Consider the following 25705-nt stretch of genomic DNA (forward strand, 5'->3'; position numbering starts at 1 on the left):
TTTAGATGTAAGGCATTATAAGTTCAACGTTAAAATTTGCTTGCTTCCTTCTCCACCCAATCTCCGATATAGGGGATTTTGAACATTTTTCCCTGCAGGGCGAGCAGCATAAGCGCGATCCACAGAATAAAGGTCAGCGGGCCGAGAATAAAGGATGAGATCAGATTAATGACGGGAATGACGCCAAGAATGAGGTTGACCACGACCAGAATGCCGAATACCGCAGTGGACTGGAGCGCATGGAACTTAACGAAACGGCTTTGCTTCTCGAGCACGAGAAAAATAATGCCGGTTACAAAACCAAGCGCGTAGCAGAGCAGTCCGGCCACCTTGGGGTCCAGATTGGTTGATGACGGATCGGGATTGATTTGAACCGGTTGCATATTATTCATACATCCTTTCTACCAAAAAATATCGTTGCTATGATTCTATTCGATAGGATAGAGCCGTAGACCTTCTTTTTTTGCCGACATAATTCCACATTTGCCAGCAATTTTTTGTAATCGGTTTGTAACCAGTTGGCTAGAAGCTTCGTCTAGAATAATAGTGAAATAATCTGCATTGAATTGCAATGGAGTGGAGCGATTGGATGAAAACACGAAAAAAGAAGATTTTTTATACGATAGGAGCGGCTCTGATCGTGTTGTTGGCAGCTGCGTATATGAATCGCGAGGCGATCGCGATGGCTGGATTTGACTGGTTCGTTCAGGATTCCGTGGAGAAAAAGCTGGAGAATACCTACAAGCCTGTTGAAGGCCGCGAGCCCAAGCCGGTGAGCGTCGACAAGACCAAGCAGGACCCGTTTTCTGTTCTGCTGCTTGGCATTGACAAGAGAGACGGCGAGGTCGGCAGATCGGATACGCTGATTTATGCGATTGTTCGTCCCAGCGACAACAACATTCTGCTGATGTCCGTACCGCGGGATTCCTATGTAGAGATTGTAGGCCGCGACCGGGAGGACAAAATCAACCATGCGTACGCCTTTGGCGGACCGGGAATGTCGATGGATACCGTTGAGAAGCTGTTTGACGCGCCCGTCAACCATTACGCCACCATCAATTTCGAAGGCTTCCGCGATGCTGTCGATGCGCTCGGAGGCATCTCCCTGCCGATTGAAAAGGACATCATCAACAAAGATCCCAACCATGATTACTTCATCGTAAAAGCGGGCCAGGCTTCCTACAACGGACTCGATACGCTTAACTTTGTCCGTTACCGCGAAGACAGCGATATTAACCGGACGGAGCGACAACAGCAGTTCCTTCATGCTATGATAGAGAAAGCAACCGCCATGAAGTCATGGTCGAAAATTCCGGATCTTCTGGATATTATGGGCAATAATTTCAGCACCGACATGCGTCCGAACCAGCTTGTGGATTTGGCGCAGTCGCTGCTTGTGCAGAAACAGCGCACGACCATGTACAGCCACACCCTGAGCGGGGATGGAGGACGGCTGAAGAGCGGCGGAGCCTGGTATTATTTTGTAGATGAAGAGGATTTGGCGCAAGCTCGGATCATGATTAAAAATTGGCTGGACGGCGACACGCCATCATCGGGCCTGATTCTGCCGGAGCAAGAGGCGGAGGGGATCAAGAAGGAGGTTCAGTCGCTATCCAGCGCAGGGTAGAGATTGGGGTGAAGGAAGGAAATGAATATCGCATTTTTCCTGCTGCCCAAAGCAGAAGTGGCGTATTTGTCTCAGGATGCCACGCTAAGGCAGGCGCTGGAGCGGATGGAGCATCACCGGTATTCCGCAGTGCCGATCCTGAACAGCGAAGGCGGTTATTACGGGACGGTGACGGAAGGCGATTTGCTCTGGTTTATGAAAAGCCGGCCGGAGCTTACGTTTGAGTCCACCAGCAGGGTAAAGCTGGTCGAGGTTCCGCTTCGTTTGAACAACCGGGCCGTCAATATCGATGCCAATATGGACGATTTGATCTCGCTGGCGAAGATACAGAATTTTGTGCCGGTGGTCGACGATCGGAACAACTTTATCGGCTTGGTAAGAAGAAGCGAAATTATCGACTATTGCCAGAAGGGCTTGTCCCAAAAGCTTTAGAGCAATAAAGCGTCAACCGTCTTACGGTCCGCAAATGCGCGTTTGTTCCTGAAAACGCCGCTTGCGGGCTTTTTTGCATATGCCGTTGATGGGTGCGGGAAATTGCTTTTGTGATATAATGAGTGGTAAATGCCTGAACAAGTATGAAGAATGTAAGAGGTGAAAGGATTGAAAACTGGCTTGAAACCAGTGCTTTGGAGCGGCGCGGCGTTTTTGTTGCTGATTATGCTTGCAGTTCCTGTACTGAATTTAATCGCGCTTTTGTTTATGACGGTGCCTTACGCCTACCTGTATGCAACATTGTCCAAGAGAGCGTTTGTGCTCCATCTGCTCCCGGCCTGGATTTTGGCGTCCGTGGTCGTTGGTCCTTCCATTCTGATTATTGCCTTTTTCTTTTTGGTGCCCGGCATCGTGATGGGGCATTTGTATCGCAAAGGAACGCCTGCGGGCAAGGTGATCCGCTTGACGGGCCTTGTCATTCTCGCACAGCTGATGCTGGAGCTGCTGGCATTCGAGATCATTCTGGATCTATCCCTTCTGGAAGAAATGAAATCGACGATCCGCAGCATGTTTGACGGGCCAATGGCGCAAAGCCTGGCGGCGGCGGGATGGGGCTCCGAACAGACGGAGCTGCTTATCCAATCGGTCATTAACTGGATTCCGCTGACGTTTATCATGATGGCTTTTACCTATTCGGTGTTGTCTCATTATGTGGCGCGGAAATTCGTCGTTCGCGAAGGCGTGGATGCGCCGGCGTTTCCGGAGGCCAAAGACTGGAAGCTTCCGCGTGTGCTCGTGATTTATTATTTGATCGCTTACGTGATCAACTTATTCATGTCGCCGACCAGCGAATCCTTCATGGCTATCGCCTTGATGAATCTGGTGCCGCTGCTGAGTTATGCTTTTGCAATCCAGGCTATCGGCTTTTTCTTCTTTATCGCGCATCATCGCGGGTGGAACAAAGCAGTTCCCATACTCATCGCTATTCCTGTGCTGCTGATACCGCCGCTTAGTCTAATCGGCGTACTCGACACCGCATTTCCGATCAGGAAGTCGTTTACTAAACAATAGCACGGGAGCGAAAATGAAATGCCAAAGTTTCTGATTGCAAGATGGCACGGAATGCATAACATAGCCGCCATAGCCGTCATGCTGATCCTGTCGGGAGTGCTCGCCTGGTTCCATTGGATCGCGGGTGCCGTCGGACTGGCGTTAACCGCAGGTGTCGGACTGTATGGCTATCTGGCGGAGCGGGCATTCCGCAAGGATTTAAAGGCCTATCTCGGCACGTTGTCCTATCGGGTGAAAAAGGGCGGAAACGATGTCATCAGCGAGCTTCCGTTCGGCATTATCCTTTATAACGAGGAACGCGTCGTGGAGTGGCATAATCCCTTTATCGCGGCTCTTGCGGAGAAGGAATCCGCAGTCGGCATGCCGCTGACGGAGCTGTTTCCAACCTTGCAGCATGCCAAGGAACGCGACGGCATCGTGGAGGCCACGATAGGCGCTCATATGTATCAGTTGATTTTCCGTCCCAAGGAAGGCATTCTCTATGTCAAAAATGTCACGGAGCTATGGCAGCTGGGACGCAAATACGAGGATGAAAAGCTGTCGCTCGGCGTGGTCATGATCGACAACCTGGAGGAAGTTACGCAAGGGCTGGACGATCATCAGCGCAGCTCTCTTCTGTCCAAGGTGACGTCGGAAATTACAGAATGGGCACAGAAGTATCATATTTATCTGAAACGTCTGACCTCCGATCGTTTTCTGCTCATTACCGATCTGAAAACACTGCGCCAGCTGGAGCATTCCCGTTTTGTGGTGCTGGATGAGGTGCGGGAGATGACGGGCGATCAGAAAATTCCCGTTACGCTCAGCATCGGGTTTGCGGCAGGCGCTGAATCCATTACGGAGGTTGGGCAATGGGCTCATATGAGCCTTGATATTGCCCTTGGGCGCGGTGGAGACCAAGCGGCGGTCAAGGTCGGCGGAAGGCAAACCTTCTACGGCGGCAAAACCAATGCCGTGGAGAAGAGGACCCGGGTCAGAGCCAGGGTGGTGGCGCATGCGCTTCGCGATATGATGCGCGAAAGCCATAATATCATCATCATGGGCCACAAAATGCCGGATATGGATGCTATCGGCGCTGCCATCGGGGTATTAAAGGCTGCGCAGCTATTCAATAAAGAGGCGTATATCGTATTGGAGAGCGTTAACTCCTCCATCGACCGAATGATGGAGCTGCTGCGGGAAGACGAGCGGCTGTCGAAGCGGTTTATTACTCCCGAACAGGCATTGACGCTGATGACCTCGCAATCATTGGCGGTGGTCGTCGACACGCACAAAGCCTCTATGGTCAAGGAGCCCAAGCTCTTGGGTATGACTGACCGGATAGTCGTCATCGATCATCACAGACGCGGCGAAGAGTTTATCAGCAACGCAACGCTCGTCTATATGGAGCCTTATGCATCCTCCACATGCGAGCTTGTGACGGAGCTGCTGCAATATATTCATGAGCGCATCAGCCTGGATATCCGCGAGGCGACATCGCTGCTTGCGGGCATTACCGTGGACACGAAAAGCTTCTCCATGCGCACGGGAGCAAGAACGTTTGAAGCAGCCTCCTTTTTGCGCCGTAACGGCGCGGATACGATGATGATTCAGCGTATGCTTCAGGAGGATCTGGAGGGATACGTCAGCAAGGCGGAAATTATTAAACATGCGGAAGTCGTTTATGACCATATCGCCATTGCGGTAGCTGAGCACGGCCGGAGAAATCAGCAGTTGCTCATCGCTCAGTCGGCGGACACGCTGCTGAACATGACGGATATTCTGGCTTCCTTCGTTATTAGCGAACGGCCTGACGGTCTAATCGGCATTAGCGCCCGCTCGCTTGGCGGGATGAACGTGCAGGTCGTCATGGAGCGAATGGGAGGCGGCGGCCATCTGACCAATGCGGCGGCCCAGCTTGAAGGCCGGGTAGAGGAAGCTGCGGCGAAGCTCAAAGAGGTTTTGGCACAAATTCAATCGGAAGAGGGGTTATTTGAATGAAGGTAATCTTTTTGCAGGATGTAAAGGGACAGGGTAAAAAAGGCGAGGTTAAGGAAGTATCGGAAGGTTATGTGCGCAATTTCCTGCTGCCTAAAGGGCTGGCAAAGCCGGCTTCGGACGGCAATCTGAAGACGCTTGAGGTACAAACGGCCTCGGAAGTGAAGCGGAAACAGAAAGAGAAGGAAGAAGCGCAAGAGCTGGGCAAAAAGCTGGAAGAAATGAAGATCGTCGTAAAAGCGAAAGCCGGCGAAGGCGGCCGTCTGTTCGGAGCCATCACAAGCAAGCAAATCGCGGAAGCGCTGGCTGCGCAAGGCATCAAAATCGACAAACGCAAAATCGAGCTGGAAGAGCCGATCCGCACCCTGGGCGTCACTCAGGTGCCGGTCAAGCTGCATCCAGATGTGAAGGCCAAGCTAAACGTACAAACGGCCGAAGAATAAGAGGTAAAAAGGAGTGGGTTCCGGAATGGATACGGAAGTAATGTCGGGCCGGATTCCCCCGCAAAATCTGGAAGCCGAGCAAGCCGTCATCGGCGCGATTCTGCTTCAGCCGGAAGCTTTGATTACGGCGATGGAGCGGGTTCGCAGCGAGGATTTCTATACAACGGCTCATCAGCGCATCTATGAGGCGATGATTGAGCTGGGCGAGGATAACCAGCCCGTCGATCTGGTCACGCTGACCGCGCATCTGCAGGATGGCGGCTTGCTGGAGGAAATCGGCGGAGTCGGTTATTTGGCCAAGCTGGCGAATGCAGTGCCGACGGCGGCGAATGTGGACTATTACGCGCAAATCGTGGAAGAAAAGTCCATGCTGCGCCGCCTGATCCGCACCGCCACCAACATCGTTTCGGACGGGTATGCCAATTCCGAGGATGTCAGCGCGTTGCTCAGCGATGCCGAGAAAAAAATACTTGAGATTTCCAACCGCCGCTCCAGCAGCGGCTTTATTTCCATCCGCGACGTGCTGATGGAAGTATTTGAAAAAGTCGAGTTTCTGTATTCCAATAAAGGCGGAACAACGGGCATTCCATCCGGCTTTGTCGATCTGGACAAAATGACGGCCGGCTTCCAGCGAAGCGACTTGATTATCGTGGCGGCGCGTCCTTCCGTGGGTAAAACCGCGTTTGCGCTGAACATTGCGCAGAACGTCGGCGTGCGAGCGCGAGAAACGGTAGCCATCTTCAGTCTGGAGATGTCGGCGGCGCAGCTCGTACAGCGGATGATTTGTGCCGAAGCGAACGTGGACGCAACCCGCATGCGGACGGGAACGCTGGAGGGCGACGACTGGGAAAAGCTGACGATGGCGATTGGCGCTTTGTCGGAAGCGCAGATCTATATTGACGATACGCCCGGCATTACCGTGGCGGATATTCGCGCCAAATGCCGCCGCCTGAAGAAAGAACGCGGCTTGGGCATGATTCTGATCGATTACCTTCAGCTGATTCAAGGGCGCGGCAAGGCCGGCGAGAACCGTCAGCAGGAAGTATCGGAGATTTCCCGTACGCTGAAGCAAATCGCGAGAGAGCTGGAAGTGCCGGTTATCGCGTTGTCGCAGCTTAGCCGGGGCGTTGAGCAGCGGCAGGACAAACGTCCTATGATGTCCGACCTCCGGGAATCCGGTTCCATCGAGCAGGATGCCGATATCGTATCATTTCTGTATCGGGATGATTATTACGACAAGGAATCGGAGAAAAAGAATATTATCGAGATCATTATCGCCAAACAGCGGAACGGGCCGGTCGGCACGGTTGAGCTTGTATTCCTGAAAAACTACAATAAGTTCGTCAGTCTCGACAGAACGCATCATGATCCGTCGCAGGCCTCGTAAATATCCGAACAATTGTCATGGGTCTTTGGCAATTGTTCGTTTTTCGTTTGACTTCTGATGGCGAGACTGCTACACTAATATTGCTGTCTTCTGTCGTGTGTCGCGCTAAAGAATGCCGTACACGCCGTTTAGACGGTAATTTTCGATGTTTGAAAGCATCGGACGGGGGTATGTATATGTCTACGGTTGTTGTTGTCGGTACACAGTGGGGAGACGAAGGGAAAGGCAAGATTACGGACTTTCTTGCAGAAGGAGCTGACGTTGTAGCCCGTTACCAAGGGGGAAACAACGCCGGACACACCATCCTCATCGACAACAAAAAGTACAAACTGACGATGATTCCTTCAGGCATTTTTAATCATAATAAAACTTGCGTAATCGGCAACGGAATGGTCATCAATCCGGAAGCTCTGATCGGCGAAATTCAATATATTCATGACAATGGCTTTTCGACGGACAACTTGAAAATCAGCGACCGCGCCCATGTCATCATGCCTTATCATTTGGTGCTGGACGCTTTGGAAGAGGACCGCAAAGGCGATAACAAAATCGGCACAACCCGCAAAGGGATTGGCCCTTGCTATATGGATAAAGCAGCCCGCAACGGCATTCGCATCAGCGATCTGATGGATGCGGAGGAATTCCAGCAGCGCGTGCGCCAGATCATGGTGGAGAAAAACAATGTTATCGTGCAGGTATACGGCGGAGAGCCGCTCGACACCGAGCAAATCATCAAAGACTACCTGGGCTTTGCCGAGGTGCTTCGTCCTTATGTAACCGATACTTCTGTCGTGCTTAACGATGCTATCGACGAAGGTCAAAAAGTATTGTTCGAAGGCGCGCAAGGCGTCATGCTGGATATTGACCAAGGCACTTATCCGTTCGTTACATCCTCCAATCCGTCCGCAGGCGGCGTCTGCATCGGCTCCGGGGTTGGCCCATCCAAAATCCAGCAGGTTATCGGCGTTGCCAAAGCGTATACAACGCGCGTCGGCGACGGTCCGTTCCCAACGGAGCAGGACAACGAGATCGGACAAATCATTCGCGACAAAGGCCATGAATACGGCACAGTAACTGGCCGTCCACGCCGCGTTGGCTGGTTCGACACGGTTGTTGTCCGCCATGCTCGCCGCGTAAGCGGCATTACCGGTCTGTCGCTCAACTCGCTGGACGTGTTGACGGGACTGGAAACGGTCAAAATCTGCACGGGCTACAAATACCGCGGAGAAATCATTACTCACTACCCGGCAAGCCTCAAAATGCTGTCGGAGTGCGAGGCGGTATATGAGGAGCATCCGGGCTGGAGCGAGGACATTTCCGGCGCCAAAAAGCTGGAAGACCTCCCTCAAAACACGCTGAACTACTTAAACCGCGTTTCCGAGTTGACAGGCATTCCAATTGCCATTTTCTCCGTTGGACGCAACCGCGAGCAAACAAATCCCGTTGTTCCGATTTATGCATAAGAATGAACTCAAGGCGTTGCGGACTATCCGCAGCGCTTTTTTTGTGTAAAACAGGATCAAAACAAGCATCGGTTCTTGACTATAAGCAGCATCCCATCTCTGCTTAATGGCAAGCACTGATTTCTTTTTGAGCCAAAAAAAGAAGGGACACTCCTTGATGAGAATGCTATAATCCACCTTAAGAATGAGTGATGCGGTCATTTGCATCGCTCCGTAGAGCGAAAATGGCACCTTACGGCCGGGACAGATGGGGGAACGATGGAAGTGGAGTTCAAACAAAGCTTGTCCTTTCTGCTGATTTTGGCTGCGGGATTGATGGTTTTTATAGCCGTGTTGTCGTATCGCAAGCGGCATCTTCCTGTTGCAAAAACAATGACATTAACGATGCTGGCAGCGGCTTTTTATGCGGCCGGTTATGCGTTGGAGGTCATAAGCTCCGATTTGCTGCAATTCAAGCTTTCCATGCATCTCGAATATATCGGCATTCCGTTTGTTTCCACGTTGTGGCTGTTTCAGGCTATCCAATTTACGGGCACAGCGCCCGCTATCCGCAAACAATTGGCCATAGGGCTGTTTCTTATTCCCGTCACCGTTTTTGTACTCCATCTAACCAATGACTGGCATCACCTTGTCTACAAGCAATACGAGCTTAACGCCGCAAACGGCGGGATTCCTCTATATACCACTGTCAAAGGGCCGTGGTATCTTGTACATGCGCTCTACAATTATGCAGTACTTCTGTTTGGTATCGCTCTGTTTATCCGGATGTATTTGTATTCCTATTCCATTGTACGCAAGCAAATCGGGGTGCTTATCATTGGGGCGGCCGCGCCTTTGCTGTGCAATGTATTTTTTTGGTTTGGTTTTACGGTTGATCTGACGCCTTTCGGCTTTGCGGTGTCGGGAGGTGTCTATTTGTGGGGAATTTGGCGATTCAACCTGCTCCGCCTTGGACCTTTGGCTATGGAAAAAGTGTTCCGAACCATTCGCGACGGCGTGGTATTGCTGGATTACGAGGATCAAATTATCGGGTATAACGGAGCGGCTGCCGTCGCGCTGCCCGAGCTGAAGTTAAGGAAGCTGTATCCAGCGCCGGCAGCCGAGGTTTTAGCGCAAACGCCTGAATTGCTGTCCCATTTAAGCTCCGTTGCAGGCGATGACAGCCGGTTTCCGTTTCGGCGGGTTCACGAAGGGCGCAACAGACATTACAGCTGCAGTCTGACTCCCATTAACGATGGGGATTCCAGCACAATCGGCAGAATTCTCATGATCAACGACATTACGGAGTTAAAAGAAAACGAAGCGCGGCTGGTGGAAAATGCCCGTCAGCTGACGGAGCTAAACGCCTTCAAGGACAAGCTGTTTACGGTGGTGGCTCACGATATTCGCGATCCCATCGTTATGCTTGTCAGCTTGACCGAGCTGCTGGGCGAGGAGTTGGCGGCGGCGGGCATGGAGAGGGCCGAGCTGTTCCGGGAAATCGAAGGCCAGATGCACAGCACCTACCGCCTGGTTGACAATCTGCTGGACTGGTACCGCAGCCAGCAAGGGAGAGTCGCTTTTCGCCCATCCGTATGGAATGTGCGCCAGGTTGTGCTTCAGGCCATGTCGGTTGCCGGAGCCAAAGCTAAGATGAAGCGAATTGAATTGTCGGAGACCCTCGACGAAGAACTTGCCGTGTTAGCCGATAAAGAGATGCTTGACCTTATTCTCCGAAATTTGTTGTCCAATGCAATCAAATACACGGGTATGGACGGGAAGGTCCAAATAGGTGCGGAAAACAAGGAGGGCGAAGTGCTCCTGTTCGTACGAGACAATGGCATGGGAATTGATGAGCAGACGGCGGAAATGCTGCTTCGCGAGGAGCCTTTTTTCCGTAAAGGGGACGCTGGCGACGATGTTGGGGACACCCGCTTTGGCCTTGTTCTGGCACGGGAGTTTGTGCGAATCAACGGCGGACGTCTCTGGTTTCAAAGCAAGGAGGGCGATGGCGCGACGTTCTGGTTCACTCTGCCCATTGCCGCCAGCGAGATGCAGTGGGATATCCATAAAGGTCTAGGAGGCTCTGGGCATGAAAATAATTCTGATCGACGATGAGCCGGCGATGCATCTCATCATGAGGACAATGCTTGGCAAATTTCCCGGTATCGAGGTTGCGGGAGTTTTTAACAATACCGCGTCTGCCACTGCTTTTTTGGATGAGAACCGGGATATCGGCCTGGCGTTAGTCGACATCTCCATGCCGGGCGGCGGTGGTCTGGAATTTGCGGCTTCCGCCGCCGAGAGATTTGGCTCCATGCAGGTCGTATTTGTTACCTCCCATAAGGAGTTTGCGCTGGAGGCATACGAATTGTCTGTGCTGGATTACCTGGTCAAGCCGGTATTCCAGGAGCGTCTGCAGCGTGCCGTGGACCGCGCGCTTGCGTCATTTTCGTCGCCGCAGCGTACGGAGAGCCGGTCTTCGGCGGTGAAGCTGTCCATAACCGCGCTTGGCGATATGTCGGTCAGCACCGGTGCGGGCCGCGTCAAATGGATATCCCGCAAATGCGCGGAGCTATTCGCCTATTTGCTCCTTCATCAGGGCAAGCGAATTCCGAGATCGCGGCTGATAAGCGAAATATTCGCGGGCATGCGTCAGGATAATGCGGAGAACTATTTGAACACGACAGTCTATCAGCTCCGCAAATCGCTGGAGCCGCTTGGCGTGCGTGATCTGATTAGGTCGGAAAACGACGGCTACGCGCTGGAGCTGCAAGGGGCCGTTATCGATTACCTGGAATTCGCCCGCCAAGTCGAGGAGCTTGGTCCAATCGGGAGCGGGAACGTGGAACAGGCGCTTATCATTGAGCGGCTCTATACCGGTGATCTGTTCGGAGACAAGGCTTATGTATGGGCGCTGTATGAGAACGAGCATTATGCCAGACAATATACCGCTTTTGTTGTCAAAATCATTGAAGTTCTTATCGCAACTAAAGAAACGGCTGTTGCGTCCAAGCTGCTTCAAAAGCTCAAGGAGCGGAATCCGCTCGATGAAACGGCGATGACCCTCCTGATGGAAATCTGCGGCGAAACCGGAGACCGCAAAGGCCTGACGGCGTTGTATAACGACTATGCCCGGCTGATGGACCGGGAGCTCGGCATTCAGCCAAGCGATGAACTGAAACGGCGATACGAGGAGCTCGGGGGCAAGCTGGCGACTCGAAAACAATAGGTCCTGACAAGGTGAAAAAAACCGTGCAAGCTTGATGCTGCGCGGTTTTTTCGCGTTCCTTCGACATTTTTTTATAATTCTTTTATTGCCTGCTTCTACAATGATAGTATCTTGCAATTTGTCGAGAGTCAGATTGCCCAAACCATGATGACGGAAGGAGCGCACCAGGGTGAGACAAAGGAACCAAAGGAATATAACCATGCATGTATTAAAATGGATGCTGCTCGCAAGCTTTGCCATGGGGCTTATTGCCCCGGCGGGGCCTATTGCAGGTGCAGGAGCCGCCTCGGTGTTCACGGAGGATGGCGTTCAGAGCCTGGATGTCGCAAGTGATGCAAGCGGCGTAAAGGATTCAAATGTCGGAAGCGACATAAACGGCCATTGGTCGGAGTCCATGCTGTCGGAGTGGGCGAGCAAAGGCTTGATCCAAGGTTTTGCGGACGGGACATTGCGTCCGGATGAGATCATTACGCGCGTTCAATTCGTTGCGCTCGTAAATCGCTTGTTCGCCCTTCAGGGCGGCAGCGCCATCAAGTCGTTTATCGATGTATCGTCCACGGACTGGTTTGCGTCCGATGTGGCGGCGGCTGTAAGCGCCGGTTATATTAACGGCTATCCGGACAACAGCTTCCGGCCCGGCAAATCGCTTCAGCGGGTAGAGGCGGTTACGATGCTGACCAAGCTGGTGCCTGCTATCGCCGGCGAAGCGGGTAATCAGAGCGTCGCATTCCAGGATTGGTCCGCCGTTCCGGACTTTGGACGAGTGGCCTTGGAATCGGCAATTGCTTCCGGATTGCTGCAAGGTTTCCCGGACAATACTGTTCGGCCAACGAAGGCGCTGACCAGGGCCGAGGCAGTAGCGCTATTGGATCGGGTTAGAAAAAATGCCTCGGAGACAGCGGGGGGCGGCATTGTGCCGCATGCCTACACAGTGACGGAAGCTGGAATTTATGGACCTGCCTCAGGCCAACATCAGGTTGGGGGAGATCTTGAAATCAGCGCTTCGGGGACAACGCTTCAGAATATCGTCGTTAACGGCAATTTAACGATTCTGCCGTCTGTTGGAGAAGGAGACGTTTTTCTGCGCAATATTCAGGTGCGAGGGAAAACCTTTGTCCGGGGCGGCGGCGAAAACAGCGTTCATATTGATAACTCCAACCTGGGAACCGTAGTCATCGAGCGGGTGGATGGCAAGGTTCGGGTTGTTGCTGGCGGCACAACGGTTATTCAGGAAATAGATGTGCAGTCGGATTCCGTTATTGAAACGGCCCCCGGCTCGGATGCCGCTATCGCAGAGGTGAAAATCAATTTCTCTGGCGAAGTTGTGTTGTCCGGCGTTTTCAGCCAAGTCGAAGTTAAGGGCGACGTCGCGCTGACGGTCGCCTCCGGCTCCATTGACAGCTTGACGGTAGATGAATCGGCGGCCGGCGCTGCGATTCAACTCCAAAAAGGGGTAAACGTCGACCAAATGACCCTGAGAGGTACAACCGAAGTAAAGGGCGAAGGAACAATCGGAATGGCGATCGTGGATGCCCCGGGGGTTACATTCGAGACGGAACCTGCTGCCAAAGAAGTAACGGAAAACGGCGGCGGCAGCAATGCCGGCGGAGCGGGGGGCGGCGTTTCTCCTGGAGGAGGCGGCGGATTCCCGCCAGGTCCGGTTGTAACGCCTGCGCCAACAGCAACACCGGCTCCAACGCAGGGACCAACGGCTACGCCAGGTCCAACCTCTTCGTCCGACCCGACACCTACGTCGTCGCCGGTCGTCGCGGTAGAAGCGGCCGTGAGCCAATCGGGCGCAAAGGGTTTTAGACTAACCTTTAGCGTTTCGGTCCCGGGGTTAACCGCTACGGACATCACTTTGCTGGACAGTGAAGGACGCACAGTCAACGTGGGATCGCCGGCAACGATGGATGGCGGGGCGGCATATCGTATCCCGGCAAATCTTGGCGAAGGGTTTACCTACAGCCTGTCTATAGCTAAGGCAGGATATTATTTTGGCGGCAATATTTCCTTTACCGTTTCGGTTACGCCTCAGCCTCCCGTAACGGTTACCGCATCGGTGTACGGCATTAGCGCTTCCGGTTTTTCCTTGAGGCTTAATGATCCGGTGGATGGGTTAACTTCGGAGAATTTTGCGCTGTTTCGCAAAATCGACAACACGTCGATTTCGGCAGGCCAACCAATCTCCGAGGATGGCGGCGTATCCTATTTATTCCCGACGGCGCTTCAAGAGGGAGAGACGTACGGCCTCTTTATTAACAAGTCCGGGTACGATTTCGGCGAGGCGGTTACGATCTTTGTGCCCGTAACCGATCCCGGAATCATCACGGTGGATGTCGCGATTACAACGGTTCTGCCGACGGGATTTGCCCTATCGTTAAATCCGCCCGTGCCGGATCTTACTGCCTCGGATTTTACCATCACTTCTACCCAAAGCGGGGCCGGTGTTTCAGCGGCTAATGCCGCTACATCGGATGGGGGAAGCTCCTACAGTATTACGGCAGCTTTGGGCAGTGGCGAGAGCTACACGGTCGGGATCAGCAAACCGGGGTACAGCTTTGGCGCCGCATCCACGATTAGCATTCCGGCAGGGGATATCGGCATTCAGCCCGCGATCTCCCGTATCTCGACATCCGGTTTTATCCTCACTCTGGACAAGCCGGTGCCGGATCTGGATGCGTTGAACTTCGTATTGACCAGCGGAACCTCAGAAGTGGGCATCGACATGTTAAGTCCCGTTAGGGATGGTCTTGAATATGAGGTCTGGTCAACGCTGTCCAGAGGCGAGACGTATTCGCTTGAGCTCGATAAGGAAGGTTATGTTTTTGCGGAGGGCGCAGTGGAATGGATCGTTGAGCCGACTCTTTTGCAATCCGAGACGGCATGGGTTACGCGCTCCGGCTTTAAGCTGAAATTGCCTAACGATACCGCTTATTCACCGTTTCTATCCTATGAGCTGCTGAATGAAGCAGGACTTCCCGTCACAGTGAGGTCGGTAACAACAGAAGACGGAGGACGTTCCATTCTAGTTCAGGCGGACCTGCCTGCGGCAGGTGTTTATCGTTATACGGTAGACCTGGATAACGACCGTTATATTGAAGGAACAGTAACTGTGCCTGAGGCTATTCCGGTATCTAAATACACGACCTTTGATCTCTCAAATGCGGGAGTCATCGTCCATTTTGAAGTGCCGATACTGGGTTTAGAGATTGAGGACTTCCATCTGAGCGATACGGCGGATCAAGTCATAGCCATTGATTCGGCAACAACGACGGACGGAGGCGCGAGCTACTTTCTTGAATCGTCGGCTATGCAATACCAGCGGTTGAAGTTGGATATTTCCAGCAGCGGGTATGACTTTGGCGAGCCGGTCTACCTGATTCGCACGACGCTTAATCCATGGTATGGAGGCGTTGGACCGAATAGCTTTATGGCCGGACTTAATCCTGCCGTGCCAGGATTAACCGCCGACAACTTCAGAGTGATAAGCGATGACGGCGAAAACGTCGAAATTACAAACGTCGATTGGGATTCCAGGCAAGGAATTTATATAGTTTCCTACAAGGGAGAAAGAGGCAAAACCAGCGCGGTTAGCGTCGTTAAGGAAGGGTATGACTTTGGCGCTCCCAAAATGATCACGCTGGAGCCTCAATACCGAGTGAACAATGTTTCGTATGATGGCTTCGACTTTGTGCTGAATCCGCCGTTGCTCATTCCGGTTTCAACCGGATTTGAAGTAAGAAAGAGCGATGGAAGCCGTGTAACAGGCATTTCCATATCCACTTCGGATGGCGGAGCCAGCTATCAGTTTAGAGGGAAACTTGTGCCGGGCGATTATTGGCTGCACGTCAATGCTTCGCTGAGCGAAACATCCTTTTATTTCTATGTTCCTGTGGTGGCGACCTTATCGGTCGATTCGGTAAGTAATACCGGAGTACGAGCTACCCTTGATTTTCCGATTAAGGATTTGGAGCCGTATCAGTTTCTGCTGACACGTGCCGATACGGGTGAAGAAATTGCTATTGGATCCGCCACGACAACGGACGGTGGCCGAACTTATCAGCTGACGGCCAGTCTGGCAGGCGGCAGCTATAATCTGAAGCTGCGAGGCCATCTGCCGGAGGAAGGCGTTGCTTTCCAAGCGGAAGCAACGATCCAAGCCGGACCGGTTGCCCTCGATCGCATCACGCTGGGAGGCTTCGAGCTTCGGTTTGCCAATGCGGTGCCGGGACTGCTCCCAGGGAATGTGGAGCTTCGGGACGGGCAAGGTCGTGCCGTCACCGGATTGACTCTGACATCGTCGGATAATGGATTGACGTATCGGGTCAACGCAAGATTGAGCAGCGGCGCGGACTATAGTCTTTCCCTTCATAAGGACTATGCGGAATTTGGGGGATCGCTTAGTTTCCGGGTGCCGCTGGCCGTCACCGGGACGGTTGTGGAGACCACGCGAAGCGGATTTGTTTCCATCGCGTTTGATCCGCCAATGCCGCAGATGGAAACGGGTGTCGGCATTATTTTCAAGGATTCGGCGGGTAACCGGTTTTATCCTAATGCCATAGACATGAGCGGAGCCGGAGCGCTTTATCAATTCAAATTTAGCGGCGTATTCGAGCTTACTCAAGGGACCGCTTATACTGCGGAATTGGATGTTGACGGGTACGCCATGTCTCCTGTGACCTTTGCGCTGCCTGCGGGTTATGCCGTAACGGGGATTACTTCTACAGGTGTAGATGTTACTTTCGACTCGCTGCTGCCGGGACTGCTTAGAGGGAATTTCACTCTAAGTGATGCCCTCGGAGCGGATGTGAGAATTACCTCCGCGACGACAACGGACGGAGGGGCGAGCTACAGGCTGTCCGCCGCATTGACGCCAGGCCATTTCTATACGCTGAGCGTTAAGCCGGGACAGCACTATCAGCAATACGTGCCGATTTCGTTCGCGGTAGTCAAGACGATTACGGCCTCTCTATCTGAATTAAAGCGGAGCGGCTTTCATTTAACGTTTAGCGAACGGATTAAAGATTTGAAGCTGAGCGAGCTTATTGTCCGCGGCGCCGATGGCCAAAGGTTGCCGACAGACGCTTTTATACTGGATATTTCGACCAAGGATCAAGGCTTGTCGTATCAAGTCACAATGCCGCCGCTCCCGAGCGCAGAGGAATTTACAGTTGAATTGAATCGCGATGAGCTGAGATTCGCTGCACCTGTCACTGTTCGCATCCCGGATACAGGCTCGTTGTGGTTGTACAGTACAGCTCAAGATCAACTTATTTTTGGCATAACGCCCGCTTCGCTTCCATTGACCATGGATCATGTGAAGCTGACGGATAGCAGCGGCAGAGCTGTGGCAGCAACATTGCAGCAGGTGAACGACACGTTCTACAGCTTGCTGGGAGATTTCAAAACAGCGGAGACTTATTATCTGGCGATTGCTTACCCAGGCCTTGATTTTGGCTCCCCGCTTGCTATCGGGCTCATCATTAAGTCCGACGCCGTCATGACAAGTCAGAATCAAGATGGCTTTAAGCTGTGGATGTTCCCGCCTCTGCCGGGTCTGCAGCCAGCAGATATCATCATTAAGGATGAAACAGAGAGAGTGATCCCTGTACAGGCAGTCGAAACGTTGGATGGAGGAGTCACCTACAATGTGAAAGCTCCGTTGTCCAGCGGTCATACCTATTCTTTAGCCATTAATAAGAGTGGTTACCTGGTGCGTATAAATGAGAAAATATCGCTTGTTTCGCGCGCAACAGCACTGGACCGGCTGTCTCTAAGCAGTCTGACGCTAAATTTAAGCGACAAAACGTCCCTTACCTACTCGGAAGTGACGCTTTATGATTCCAATGGCGTTTCCGTTCCGATTACAGGTTTTGTGTCATGGGATGGCGGATATAGCTACGAGATAAGCGCCACGTTATCTCCTGACACCGTTTATGAAGTGCGGATTGCCAAAGCGGGCTTCGACTTTGGCCGCCCGAAATCCTTTGCCATTCAATCGGTCGGGATGGAATTCGGAGGACTGGTTAATAACAGCGGGGGTGCGTTCCTGCTGCAGCTTGACCATGCTGTTCCAGAGATGAGAACAGGCGACTTCAAGCTTCGTCGTGCTTCGGATGGGCGTCTGATGTCGGTCATTCTGGCAGAAACGGCGGACGGCGGATTCACGTACCTCCTTGAAGCCGATTTTCTGGGAGGCGAAAGATATACGATATTGCCGGTGAAAGACGGCTACGACTTTGGGGCAGCAATTGCGGTAGATGTTCCGGTATTTGCCAGAGCTGCGCTGCTTGGCGCCGGATCATCGGAGATTGTAATCGGACTGAGTCCCGCTGTTCCTGACTTAAGCGCCGAACACTTCACCATTAAGGAGGCGGGCGGCAACCAGGTGACAGTGCTCGCCGCTACAACAACCGATGGAGGAGCGAGTTACCGGATTCAGGCAGGCTTCCGGGGCGGAGCAACGTATGACATCGAGCTGCAACGCAGCGGTTATGTGTTCAAGCCTGTGCTGAACGTCACTTTGCCCGAGCAAATTGCGATTAAGCTAGACGGCGTGAAATCGACAGGAATAAGGGTCGCTTTAACGCCAGGCGTAGATGGGTTAAGTAAGGATAGCTTCGTACTGAAAGATGGTCAAGGCATCGTTATTCCAATAGTAACAGCTGCAACAACCGACGGAGGGCTGACCTATTGGCTGGAGGCTTCGCTTGAGGAAGGGCGGAGCTACAATCTGGCTCCGTCAGCCGCAGGGTACAGCTTTGGAAGTCCGCTTAACGCTTATGTGCCTTTTGAAGTAAATAAGTCGATTGAAGCTCCCGGCAAGGATGGATTTACCGTAGTGCTGGATGCTCCGGTAGATCTTTTGAACGCAACCAACTTCCTTCTGCTGGATGGGAAGGGCACTGCGTTGCCTGTCGGCGAAGCCCGATCGGAGGATGGCGGAGAGACGTATGCGATAAACGTCGAGCTCGCCGAAGGCGGGAATTACAGTTTAAACATTACCCGCTCCGGATATGATTTTGGCGATGGACTTACATTCGTGGTGCCGCTTCCTCCGTTGCCTGAGCCGGAACCCCCGGTAACAATGATCGCAACGGATGCAACAAGCGCAGGCTTTAACCTGGTATTCAGCGATTCCGTACCAGGGTTGACGGTCGGTTCGATACGGATTACGAATGCTCAGGGAGAAAACGTTGTGCCTCAGAGCGTTCGCGGGCTTAGTGATCAGAACGATGATATGAACTATAGGATTGGAGTGACGCTGACGCCAGGCGTCGTTTATACGGTTGAGCTGGCGGAGCAAGAAGTCAGGGCTTCAGCGGAACCAACAGAGGTCTTCGTAACGCTGAATCTTAATCCAAGGCTGGAGTCTCCGACAAGTGACGGCTTTACATTGCGATTTGTTGGCGCAGTTCCCGGTAGTCTGATGGCGGAGGCCATTACCGTATACGGTTCCGATAATCTGCCGGTAGCCGTTGCAAGAATCAAGCCTGGAGCTGAAGCAGGACTGTATGACGTTGAAGCCAAGCTTGAAGAGGGAGAAACGTACCACGTCGTACTGGAGCAAAAAGCAGTTCACTTCCAGTGGCAGCGAGGCTCCGATATGTACGTTCCGATCAAGTTATCCGCGGTTGCTGATCATGTAGGACCAAGCGGATTTAACCTGGTATTTTCAGCACCTGTTCCTGGCGTAGCTATTACGTTGTACACCGGAAGCTCCAATTTTGGTTTTAGTCCGGATTCGCTCGTTACGAACGATGGAGGACTTACGTATTTTGTTGGCGTTCACTTTCCGTATAATTCAACATTACGGGTTTCCTTGGCAAAGGACGGTTATGCTCTAGGCGAAGACTTTGTCGTCGAGCATATCAGCCTGCCGCCGGCGCTGCTCACTGCTGCAACGGACGCCGGTGGAAGAAAAATAACGCTTGGGTTTGATATGGCGTTAAAATCCGTTCCGTCCAATGCGCCGTTTTCGATTAAAATCAATAATCAATGGCAAAGCGGTGTACGAGCGTTTCTGGTTCCTTCGGATAATACAAAGGTAGAGTTAACGTGGAGCAATACGGGAGCCGTTATTACATCGACTTCATCCGCTCAGGTTGCTTTTACTGGCATTAACCGGGTAATGGCAATCAATCAGACCTATCTTGCTCCCTTTAGCGAGTTCGAGGTTGCCAATGTAACGACAGTTGAAGGTTTCGTGAGAAGCTTCCCGAATGGAAATTATGCTAATGAGCCGGCAGCTTTGCTGAAGAGCGTTTACGGCAAAACGGCGCTTGAGACACTGAAGCTGCTTCGCGACGCCGGGTTTGCGCCTTGGAACTACGCCAGTGCGGTGCGGCGTGAATATGAGCTATCTAACGCAGATATTATTGTCTTGTTGTATCAGGCAGACACCGATGTTTCCACGCTATTCGATATATTGGACAGTATTGGAGCTCATGGCTCATACAAGGCGTTGACGGGCACCATCATCGCTGCAGGATACGGAGCTGACGAGATCGCGCCTAAATTGCGCTCCAAAAGCATTCAGGGAAGGGACGCCGCCCTGTTGTTCAAACAAGCTGGCGTATCGGCCCAGATGACTGCCGACATCCTGTTCCGAACATTTAATGAAACTCATTTCAGCGCAACGGCGATTTTGAAAAGCGCGGGTTTTGGCAGGAATGAGCTGGCAGCCGCTGTTCGTTCCACATTTAGTCTATCCAATGTGGAGATTGCATCAGCAATGGCATCGGCCGGATTTTCCGCAGGAGATGTTCTGGCCTTTATGCTAGAGGATCACTCCGTTACGGCGACGGATGCGGCGCAGGTACTTATTGAAGCGGGTTTTGAAGCTAAAGCGGCAGGGCAAGCAATGAGCGCAGCCCATGCTTTCGGCGATGCCGGGGAGGCGGCGGCGGCCTTGTACAACGCCTGGGTTCAGCCGACTTACGTATACGGTATTGTCAAAAGCATGTTTGACGCTCAATCTGCCGCAAAGGCGATGCTGACTGCCGGTATTCCGCCGGACCAAGTGGCCGACGCTGTCAAGAATGACGGAGATGCTCCAGCTATCGTTATATCCGCCATGTTATCAAACGGCGTGGATAGCGGAGTTGCCGCCGCCTATGTAGCGGATGCGTGGGGCAATACTCCGGAAGCGCTGACCATGGCCATGAGCGGCCTGGCTTCAAACGGAATGGCTATTCACGATCGTACCGCTTTGCTGCGCGAGCTGTACGGGGCGACGATCGCTTCCGCAATTGCGGCTTTGAGTCCTTCGGCGACTGGGACGGAGAAGCAGGATATGATGTCCATTCTTGTAGGAGCGGGCTACGACCGCGCAGAAACCGTAAAGTATTACCTGGACAATGTCTATGGGGGAAGACGCGGCGATACCTTGACTATGCTGAAGAAGGCGGGCATCAAGGCAGATGAGGCTCTAAACCTGATTCGGCAAGCTGTTGAGATTTCGGGCGCAACGTTTACATCCAAGGACGGGGTAGACGTTTTCCGCCAAAGCTACGACAGATTTACGGCCGACGAAGTCCTTAAAGCGCTGGTAGCTACCTTTGCCCATACCAACAGCGGAAGTGCTTCGGCGGCTGCTGAGTATGCAAAAGCGATGTCGGATTCCATCATGTGGGACAAAATGGAGATCGGCAAGGCATTAGTCTCAAGACTGGGCATCACGCTGACGGAATGGGTAGAGCTGGAACGAAGCGACGTATTTTCGGCTCGAGGCTGTACATGCAATGTCAGTACGATTGTCAATGATTCAAAATATTTGTACCCGCGGGCAACCATTGAAGATATTACGCGGGCGATGAGCCAGACGCGCCTGTTCACGCTGACCGAGCTGGTAGACGGCCTTGTGGGCTACTACCAGGTGAGCGGTTTGTCCGGTGATTCCTTGTCTTATTTAACCGCCGGTTTAAAGAGCGCGGGGTATCCGTTCACGGATATTGCAGCGATTTTCGACGCAAAAGGCTGGAGCGGCTGGATTAGATCCTTTAGCCGCAACGGAATTGCAGCTAGCGAAGTGGTTGATTATCTGAAACAGATTTCGATAGCAGACGAAGGGATAGTACAACGTCTGGAGCCTTACGCGCTTAAGGATATCGCGTTAGCGCTTCGAACCGAACTCGGCAAGACGGAGGCGGAGGCGACGGCCTTGCTGTCACCGCATTATTTTGCCGATGATATCAGCTTGGCGTTGGTATTTGCTTATGGCGGAAATCCGGTTGATCTCTGGATTAAGACGTTGAAGAGCCAAAACGCATCTGTCTTTACAGTCATCTATACCATTACGTCTCGTTATGCCAATTATCGGGAGGCCAGCGTGGTTGGTCCGGCGCTGGTGCGCGCCGGTTACGGAGTCGACGAGGTGATGGAGGGTTTGCTGGCTTACAGCAGCGCTGGCAATATGAAGGAAACGGTACGGCTGCTGCAACAAATGTATGCGGAAGAGCAAATATCCGTATCGAGGCTGCTCACAGCATCAGGCAAAGAAACGCCAGAAGCAGGCATTCCATTTATGAGAAGCGCAGCATTCAGCATTGCGACAATTGCCCGAGCGTTGAAGGAGCATTATGGTCTTGCTTCAGGCAAGGCGTCGGCATTGCTGGCTGCCGAATATCCGAATTCCATCGCTCAGGTTCTGGACGGAGTTAATGCGGCTTTTGGAGAAAGCTTTGGCAATACGGTTGGCAATATTTTGGAGGAAAATGGGATCACAACCTTTGAAGAGGCGATTCCTTATCTGAGCCGTAGAGGATTCTCGCATGCAGAGTCCATTGGAGCGGTGAAGCATGTATTCGGTTTGACTGCAGGAGAAGCGGTAAAACGGATGGCGGCTATGGGCATGGGAGATAGCAGCGCTCTGCTGACTGCTCTTTCCGCCGTGTATAATCAGTCGATTCTAAAGACCGTTTATGAGCGGCAGCTTGCGGACGGGACGCCAAGCTTTGCCGCCGGGATCGAAATCGGCTATAGAGCGGGTCTGAACCTGCTGGAGATCATCCGAATGGCTAAGGAGTATTATGGCATTTCCTCAGGGGCGGCATTCCATGCTTTAACGGAATCGGGAAGATTCAACGTGAGCGAAATTTCGCCGGCTATTCCAACGATCTATTCAACATCAGATAAGCAGACGATTACGGAATCGCTAGCCAGCAAAGGGCTGCTGACGCTGAAGGACGCTGCTCCTTACTTGCGAACCAATCGTTATGATCTGCAGGATATTGTTCGCGTCGGCCGCGATTATTACGGTTTGACCGGAGCCCAAACGACAAGCGAACTGATCAACGATAATTATTACCAGGCATTAGCGATACAAACCGATGTAGCCTATGTGTACGGACAAACATTGGATCAGACGATGATTGATTCGCTGGATGCGCTTGGACATGACACCTTTGAAAAAGGAATTGCTTATCTGCACCAACAAAATGTCGGGCTCAATACAATCGTCAGGGCAGCCAAGGATTATTATTCCCTGAAGCATGGCCCGGCCATTTATGGCATTCAGCAATCCGGTTATTATGCTTTGTCTGCCATTCTGCCCCAGGTAGCCGAAGTGTATGGCAAGCCGTTGAGCGAATCAGTAGCTGATGTGCTCGCGAGCGGAGGGGTCTCCAATTTGGAGGATGCCGTATTGTTCCTGCAACGGATGGGTTATAGCATGAAGGATATGGTGACAACGGCGAAGGAGCAATACGGACTTGCTGCGGGAGACGCCGCGCATTCGCTCGCTGCTATTTTGGGAGAATCCAGTCTGGAGCTTCTGCAGTGGACGGTAAGCAATGTATACGGCCAAAGCGCAGGGTCGGCAGAGCCGGAAGAGATTGTAACGGGCGCTGTTTTTGCGGATGCCATTCTTGAATTAAGGAATGCCGGCATTGCTCTTCCGGATATTGCAGGAAGAGCGCAATCCCAATACCATCTGGCATCGAGAGAAGCAGCCAACGAATTGATCCGATCGCAGTTATACAATATTGAGCTTATTGTACAAAGCATCAGTCTTGTTTATGGTCAGTCTGCGGATGGAATTGTGGCGGCTATGCAAAGTAATGGGTTCAGCGATCCGGCTGTCATCATCGACAATCTGCGGCTCGGCGGCATTAGGCTCGAGGAAATCGTCCGGGCGGCAAAGGAGCAGCTTGGACTGAAGGAAACGGAACTGGAAACGTATTTGCTGAGCAAGAACGTTTATGCTGAGGTTGTGGTAAGAGAGCTTCTTGCAAAAATGTACGGGGCAGAGTTGAGTACGGAGACGGCGCTGCTGCAAGCAGCCATTGAGCTTCATGGCATTCGTACGGCGGATGGCGCCATCGCTTTTATGCGTCAGGCGAAAAGCCCGCTGAAGGATATCGTTTCCTACTTGAAGGTGCAATATGGAGTGACGGCCGCCGAAGCAACAGAGCTGCTGAAGCCCTACTACACAATTTCGGAAATTGGTTTAGCAACAACATCGGTGTATTTATCAACAAGCGGAAATCTGAAATATTTGTCCCAGGTCATGAACCCGCTTAATGTTTCCAATACGCCTATCGGGCTGGCACAGTTTATGTACAAGCAGTTCACAATGAGCGATATTGTGAGCGCATTGCACTGGTTCTACGGTCTTGATGCTGCGCAGATGCTGCAGGCATTGGGTAATAGCGGCATTCCGAAGGATCAGTTTACGGAAGCTGTAGTTGCATTTTACGGGAATGAAACCTTGTTCCAGTATTATGCCGCTATGAAAAGAAGCGGCGCAGGCGCCCGGGATATCGCGACCGAGATGGAGCGCCAGGGCCGGCTCGATTCCGTCAACATTGTGTATCTCGCCAAGCTGTTGCAGTCGCTGGGATACGACCTTGAGAGCATTATCCGGACCGTGTTTGCGGTATATACGGCAGGTCGCGGCACGGAAGCAACCGTGGCGGAGCATGCTGAAATGTTCGTGGCGCTGGGATACGAGCGTCCGGAGGATATTGTTGACGGACTTCGTTATGCCGGTTATGTGAATAGTGCCTCTTATGCTTTCCGCATTTACAGAACGATTGCGCTTGCGCTGCCGAATGAGGAGCCTGTTACTATTGCGAAGGCAATGAAAAAGATGGGCCATGACGGCGTCGAGATTATGAATGTGTTGAAGGGTCTTGAAATCCAGGACGACAGCGTTGTTGGACTTATGAAGGAATATGGCTATAGTGCGCTGCAGGCCATCACATTCACGAGCAGTCGTACACGCGATAACCAGATGTATTGGATGATTAAGAATGGTTATGACCTTTATGACTACATGAAATACGGGGGTAATGACGGCGTTGCTATTCTGAAGAAATACGGCGTATCAGCGGATGAGATGGCGAATGTTCTGAATCGCTACGGAAGAAGCTCATTTCAAATTGCATCAGCTCTGTACAATGGCGGCTTTACCGACCTGTTGGTGTTGATTCCAGCGATGATGGCAGGAAGAAGCCATCGGTACTGGGTACTGGAGGATCTCATTGATCTGGAGCATTGGTCTAAGCAGGAGATCGCGCAAACCATGCTGGATGAAGAGGTTATGTCGCTTGCAGAGCTGGCTAAACAAATTCGACGTATCAATGAAGGCAGACTTAGAGACGACGTTAGTCTGAAAGAGGTTTATACGATAATCCGCGCGATATCGACAGACAAGCAAAAGGCGTTTAGAGATTCCTTATCCGCAATCGAGCGCAAAGTATTTGACGATAATACGATCGCTATAGTCACAACCGTGACAACGCTGCGCGCAGGGGACTTCAGCGTCAGAGAATCTGCCCTATTAATTCAGCAGATCGAAAGGTTTGGCTATCTAAAAGCGGGCATCATGCTTGGCTATTCGGGATACAGTATTCCCGATGTGCTGGGAGCGCTATGGGATGTCTATCGAGCGGAAATTGGAGTAAGCATTCTCAAGACTATGGTTGGAAAATCTATCGGCAATGTGGTAACTGAACTGGAAACGGCTTATAAAATATTTAATTTTGTGTACAGAATGGTTAATGACGTTGTGAAATTTGCTTGAGGTGTGCAAAAGAATAATGAGGGATTAATCAAAGAAGGCGGCCAATCCGGCCGCCCTTTTTGTTC

The 25705-nt window shown here is 52.2% G+C and carries 11 protein-coding genes; 10 read left to right on the plus strand and 1 reads right to left on the minus strand.

The window, feature by feature from the left end; all coding sequences use genetic code 11:
- Nucleotides 1-29: 29 nt before the first annotated feature.
- Complete coding sequence (locus ACX93W_RS12665) at nucleotides 30-383, minus strand: DUF4870 domain-containing protein (protein ID WP_459392737.1); 354 nt, start codon at nucleotides 381-383, stop codon at nucleotides 30-32.
- A gap of 206 nt (nucleotides 384-589) precedes the next feature.
- Here ACX93W_RS12665 and ACX93W_RS12670 point away from each other — a divergent pair, with 206 nt between their 5' ends.
- The 10 genes from ACX93W_RS12670 (at nucleotide 590) to ACX93W_RS12715 (ending at nucleotide 25640) form a co-directional block, all read left to right on the plus strand.
- A complete protein-coding gene (locus tag ACX93W_RS12670) occupies nucleotides 590-1627 on the plus strand; it encodes an LCP family protein (protein ID WP_459392738.1) in 1038 nt (345 codons plus the stop codon).
- Nucleotides 1628-1648: 21 nt separating this feature from the next.
- Nucleotides 1649-2059 (plus strand): CBS domain-containing protein, encoded by a 411-nt coding sequence (locus ACX93W_RS12675; RefSeq protein ID WP_459392739.1) that lies wholly within the window; start codon nucleotides 1649-1651, stop codon nucleotides 2057-2059.
- Between the two features lie 159 nt (nucleotides 2060-2218).
- Entirely contained in the window at nucleotides 2219-3130 is a 912-nt protein-coding gene (locus ACX93W_RS12680) for a DUF2232 domain-containing protein (protein ID WP_459392740.1), read from the plus strand.
- A gap of 18 nt (nucleotides 3131-3148) precedes the next feature.
- Nucleotides 3149-5110, plus strand: a complete 1962-nt coding sequence (locus ACX93W_RS12685; RefSeq protein WP_459392741.1) for a DHH family phosphoesterase — start codon at nucleotides 3149-3151, stop codon at nucleotides 5108-5110.
- On the plus strand, nucleotides 5107-5550 hold the full coding sequence (gene rplI, locus ACX93W_RS12690; RefSeq protein ID WP_459392742.1) for a 50S ribosomal protein L9: 444 nt from the start codon (nucleotides 5107-5109) through the stop codon (nucleotides 5548-5550). Before ACX93W_RS12685 ends, rplI begins: the two co-directional genes overlap by 4 nt.
- 25 nt (nucleotides 5551-5575) lie before the next feature.
- Nucleotides 5576-6937 carry a replicative DNA helicase gene (dnaB, locus tag ACX93W_RS12695; protein WP_459392743.1) on the plus strand — a complete coding sequence of 454 codons (1362 nt, stop codon included), beginning with the start codon at nucleotides 5576-5578 and terminating at the stop codon, nucleotides 6935-6937.
- A 176-nt stretch (nucleotides 6938-7113) separates the two neighbouring features.
- Complete coding sequence (locus tag ACX93W_RS12700) at nucleotides 7114-8400, plus strand: adenylosuccinate synthase (protein WP_459392744.1); 1287 nt, start codon at nucleotides 7114-7116, stop codon at nucleotides 8398-8400.
- Nucleotides 8401-8664: 264 nt separating this feature from the next.
- Nucleotides 8665-10497, plus strand: coding sequence for a sensor histidine kinase (locus ACX93W_RS12705; RefSeq protein WP_459392745.1), 1833 nt, complete (start codon nucleotides 8665-8667; stop codon nucleotides 10495-10497).
- Nucleotides 10472-11611: a response regulator gene (locus ACX93W_RS12710; RefSeq protein ID WP_459392746.1), complete on the plus strand. Its 1140-nt coding sequence runs from the start codon at nucleotides 10472-10474 to the stop codon at nucleotides 11609-11611. The genes ACX93W_RS12705 and ACX93W_RS12710 overlap by 26 nt, the downstream gene beginning before the upstream one ends.
- Before the next feature lie 199 nt (nucleotides 11612-11810).
- Entirely contained in the window at nucleotides 11811-25640 is a 13830-nt protein-coding gene (locus ACX93W_RS12715) for an S-layer homology domain-containing protein (protein ID WP_459392747.1), read from the plus strand.
- Nucleotides 25641-25705: the final 65 nt, after the last annotated feature.

The sequence above is a fragment of the Paenibacillus sp. CAU 1782 genome, assembly GCF_054551715.1.

Excerpts from the sequence above, each read along its gene's own strand:
- ACX93W_RS12700 (WP_459392744.1), top strand. The coding sequence starts at position 7,114 with ATGTCTACGGTTGTTGTTGTCGGTACACAGTGGGGAGACGAAGGGAAA.
- rplI (WP_459392742.1), top strand. The coding sequence starts at position 5,107 with ATGAAGGTAATCTTTTTGCAGGATGTAAAGGGACAGGGTAAAAAAGGC.
- ACX93W_RS12715 (WP_459392747.1), top strand. The coding sequence starts at position 11,811 with ATGCATGTATTAAAATGGATGCTGCTCGCAAGCTTTGCCATGGGGCTT.
- dnaB (WP_459392743.1), top strand. The coding sequence starts at position 5,576 with ATGGATACGGAAGTAATGTCGGGCCGGATTCCCCCGCAAAATCTGGAA.
- ACX93W_RS12670 (WP_459392738.1), top strand. The coding sequence starts at position 590 with ATGAAAACACGAAAAAAGAAGATTTTTTATACGATAGGAGCGGCTCTG.
- ACX93W_RS12675 (WP_459392739.1), top strand. The coding sequence starts at position 1,649 with ATGAATATCGCATTTTTCCTGCTGCCCAAAGCAGAAGTGGCGTATTTG.
- ACX93W_RS12710 (WP_459392746.1), top strand. The coding sequence starts at position 10,472 with ATGAAAATAATTCTGATCGACGATGAGCCGGCGATGCATCTCATCATG.
- ACX93W_RS12685 (WP_459392741.1), top strand. The coding sequence starts at position 3,149 with ATGCCAAAGTTTCTGATTGCAAGATGGCACGGAATGCATAACATAGCC.
- ACX93W_RS12665 (WP_459392737.1), bottom strand. The coding sequence starts at position 383 with ATGCAACCGGTTCAAATCAATCCCGATCCGTCATCAACCAATCTGGAC.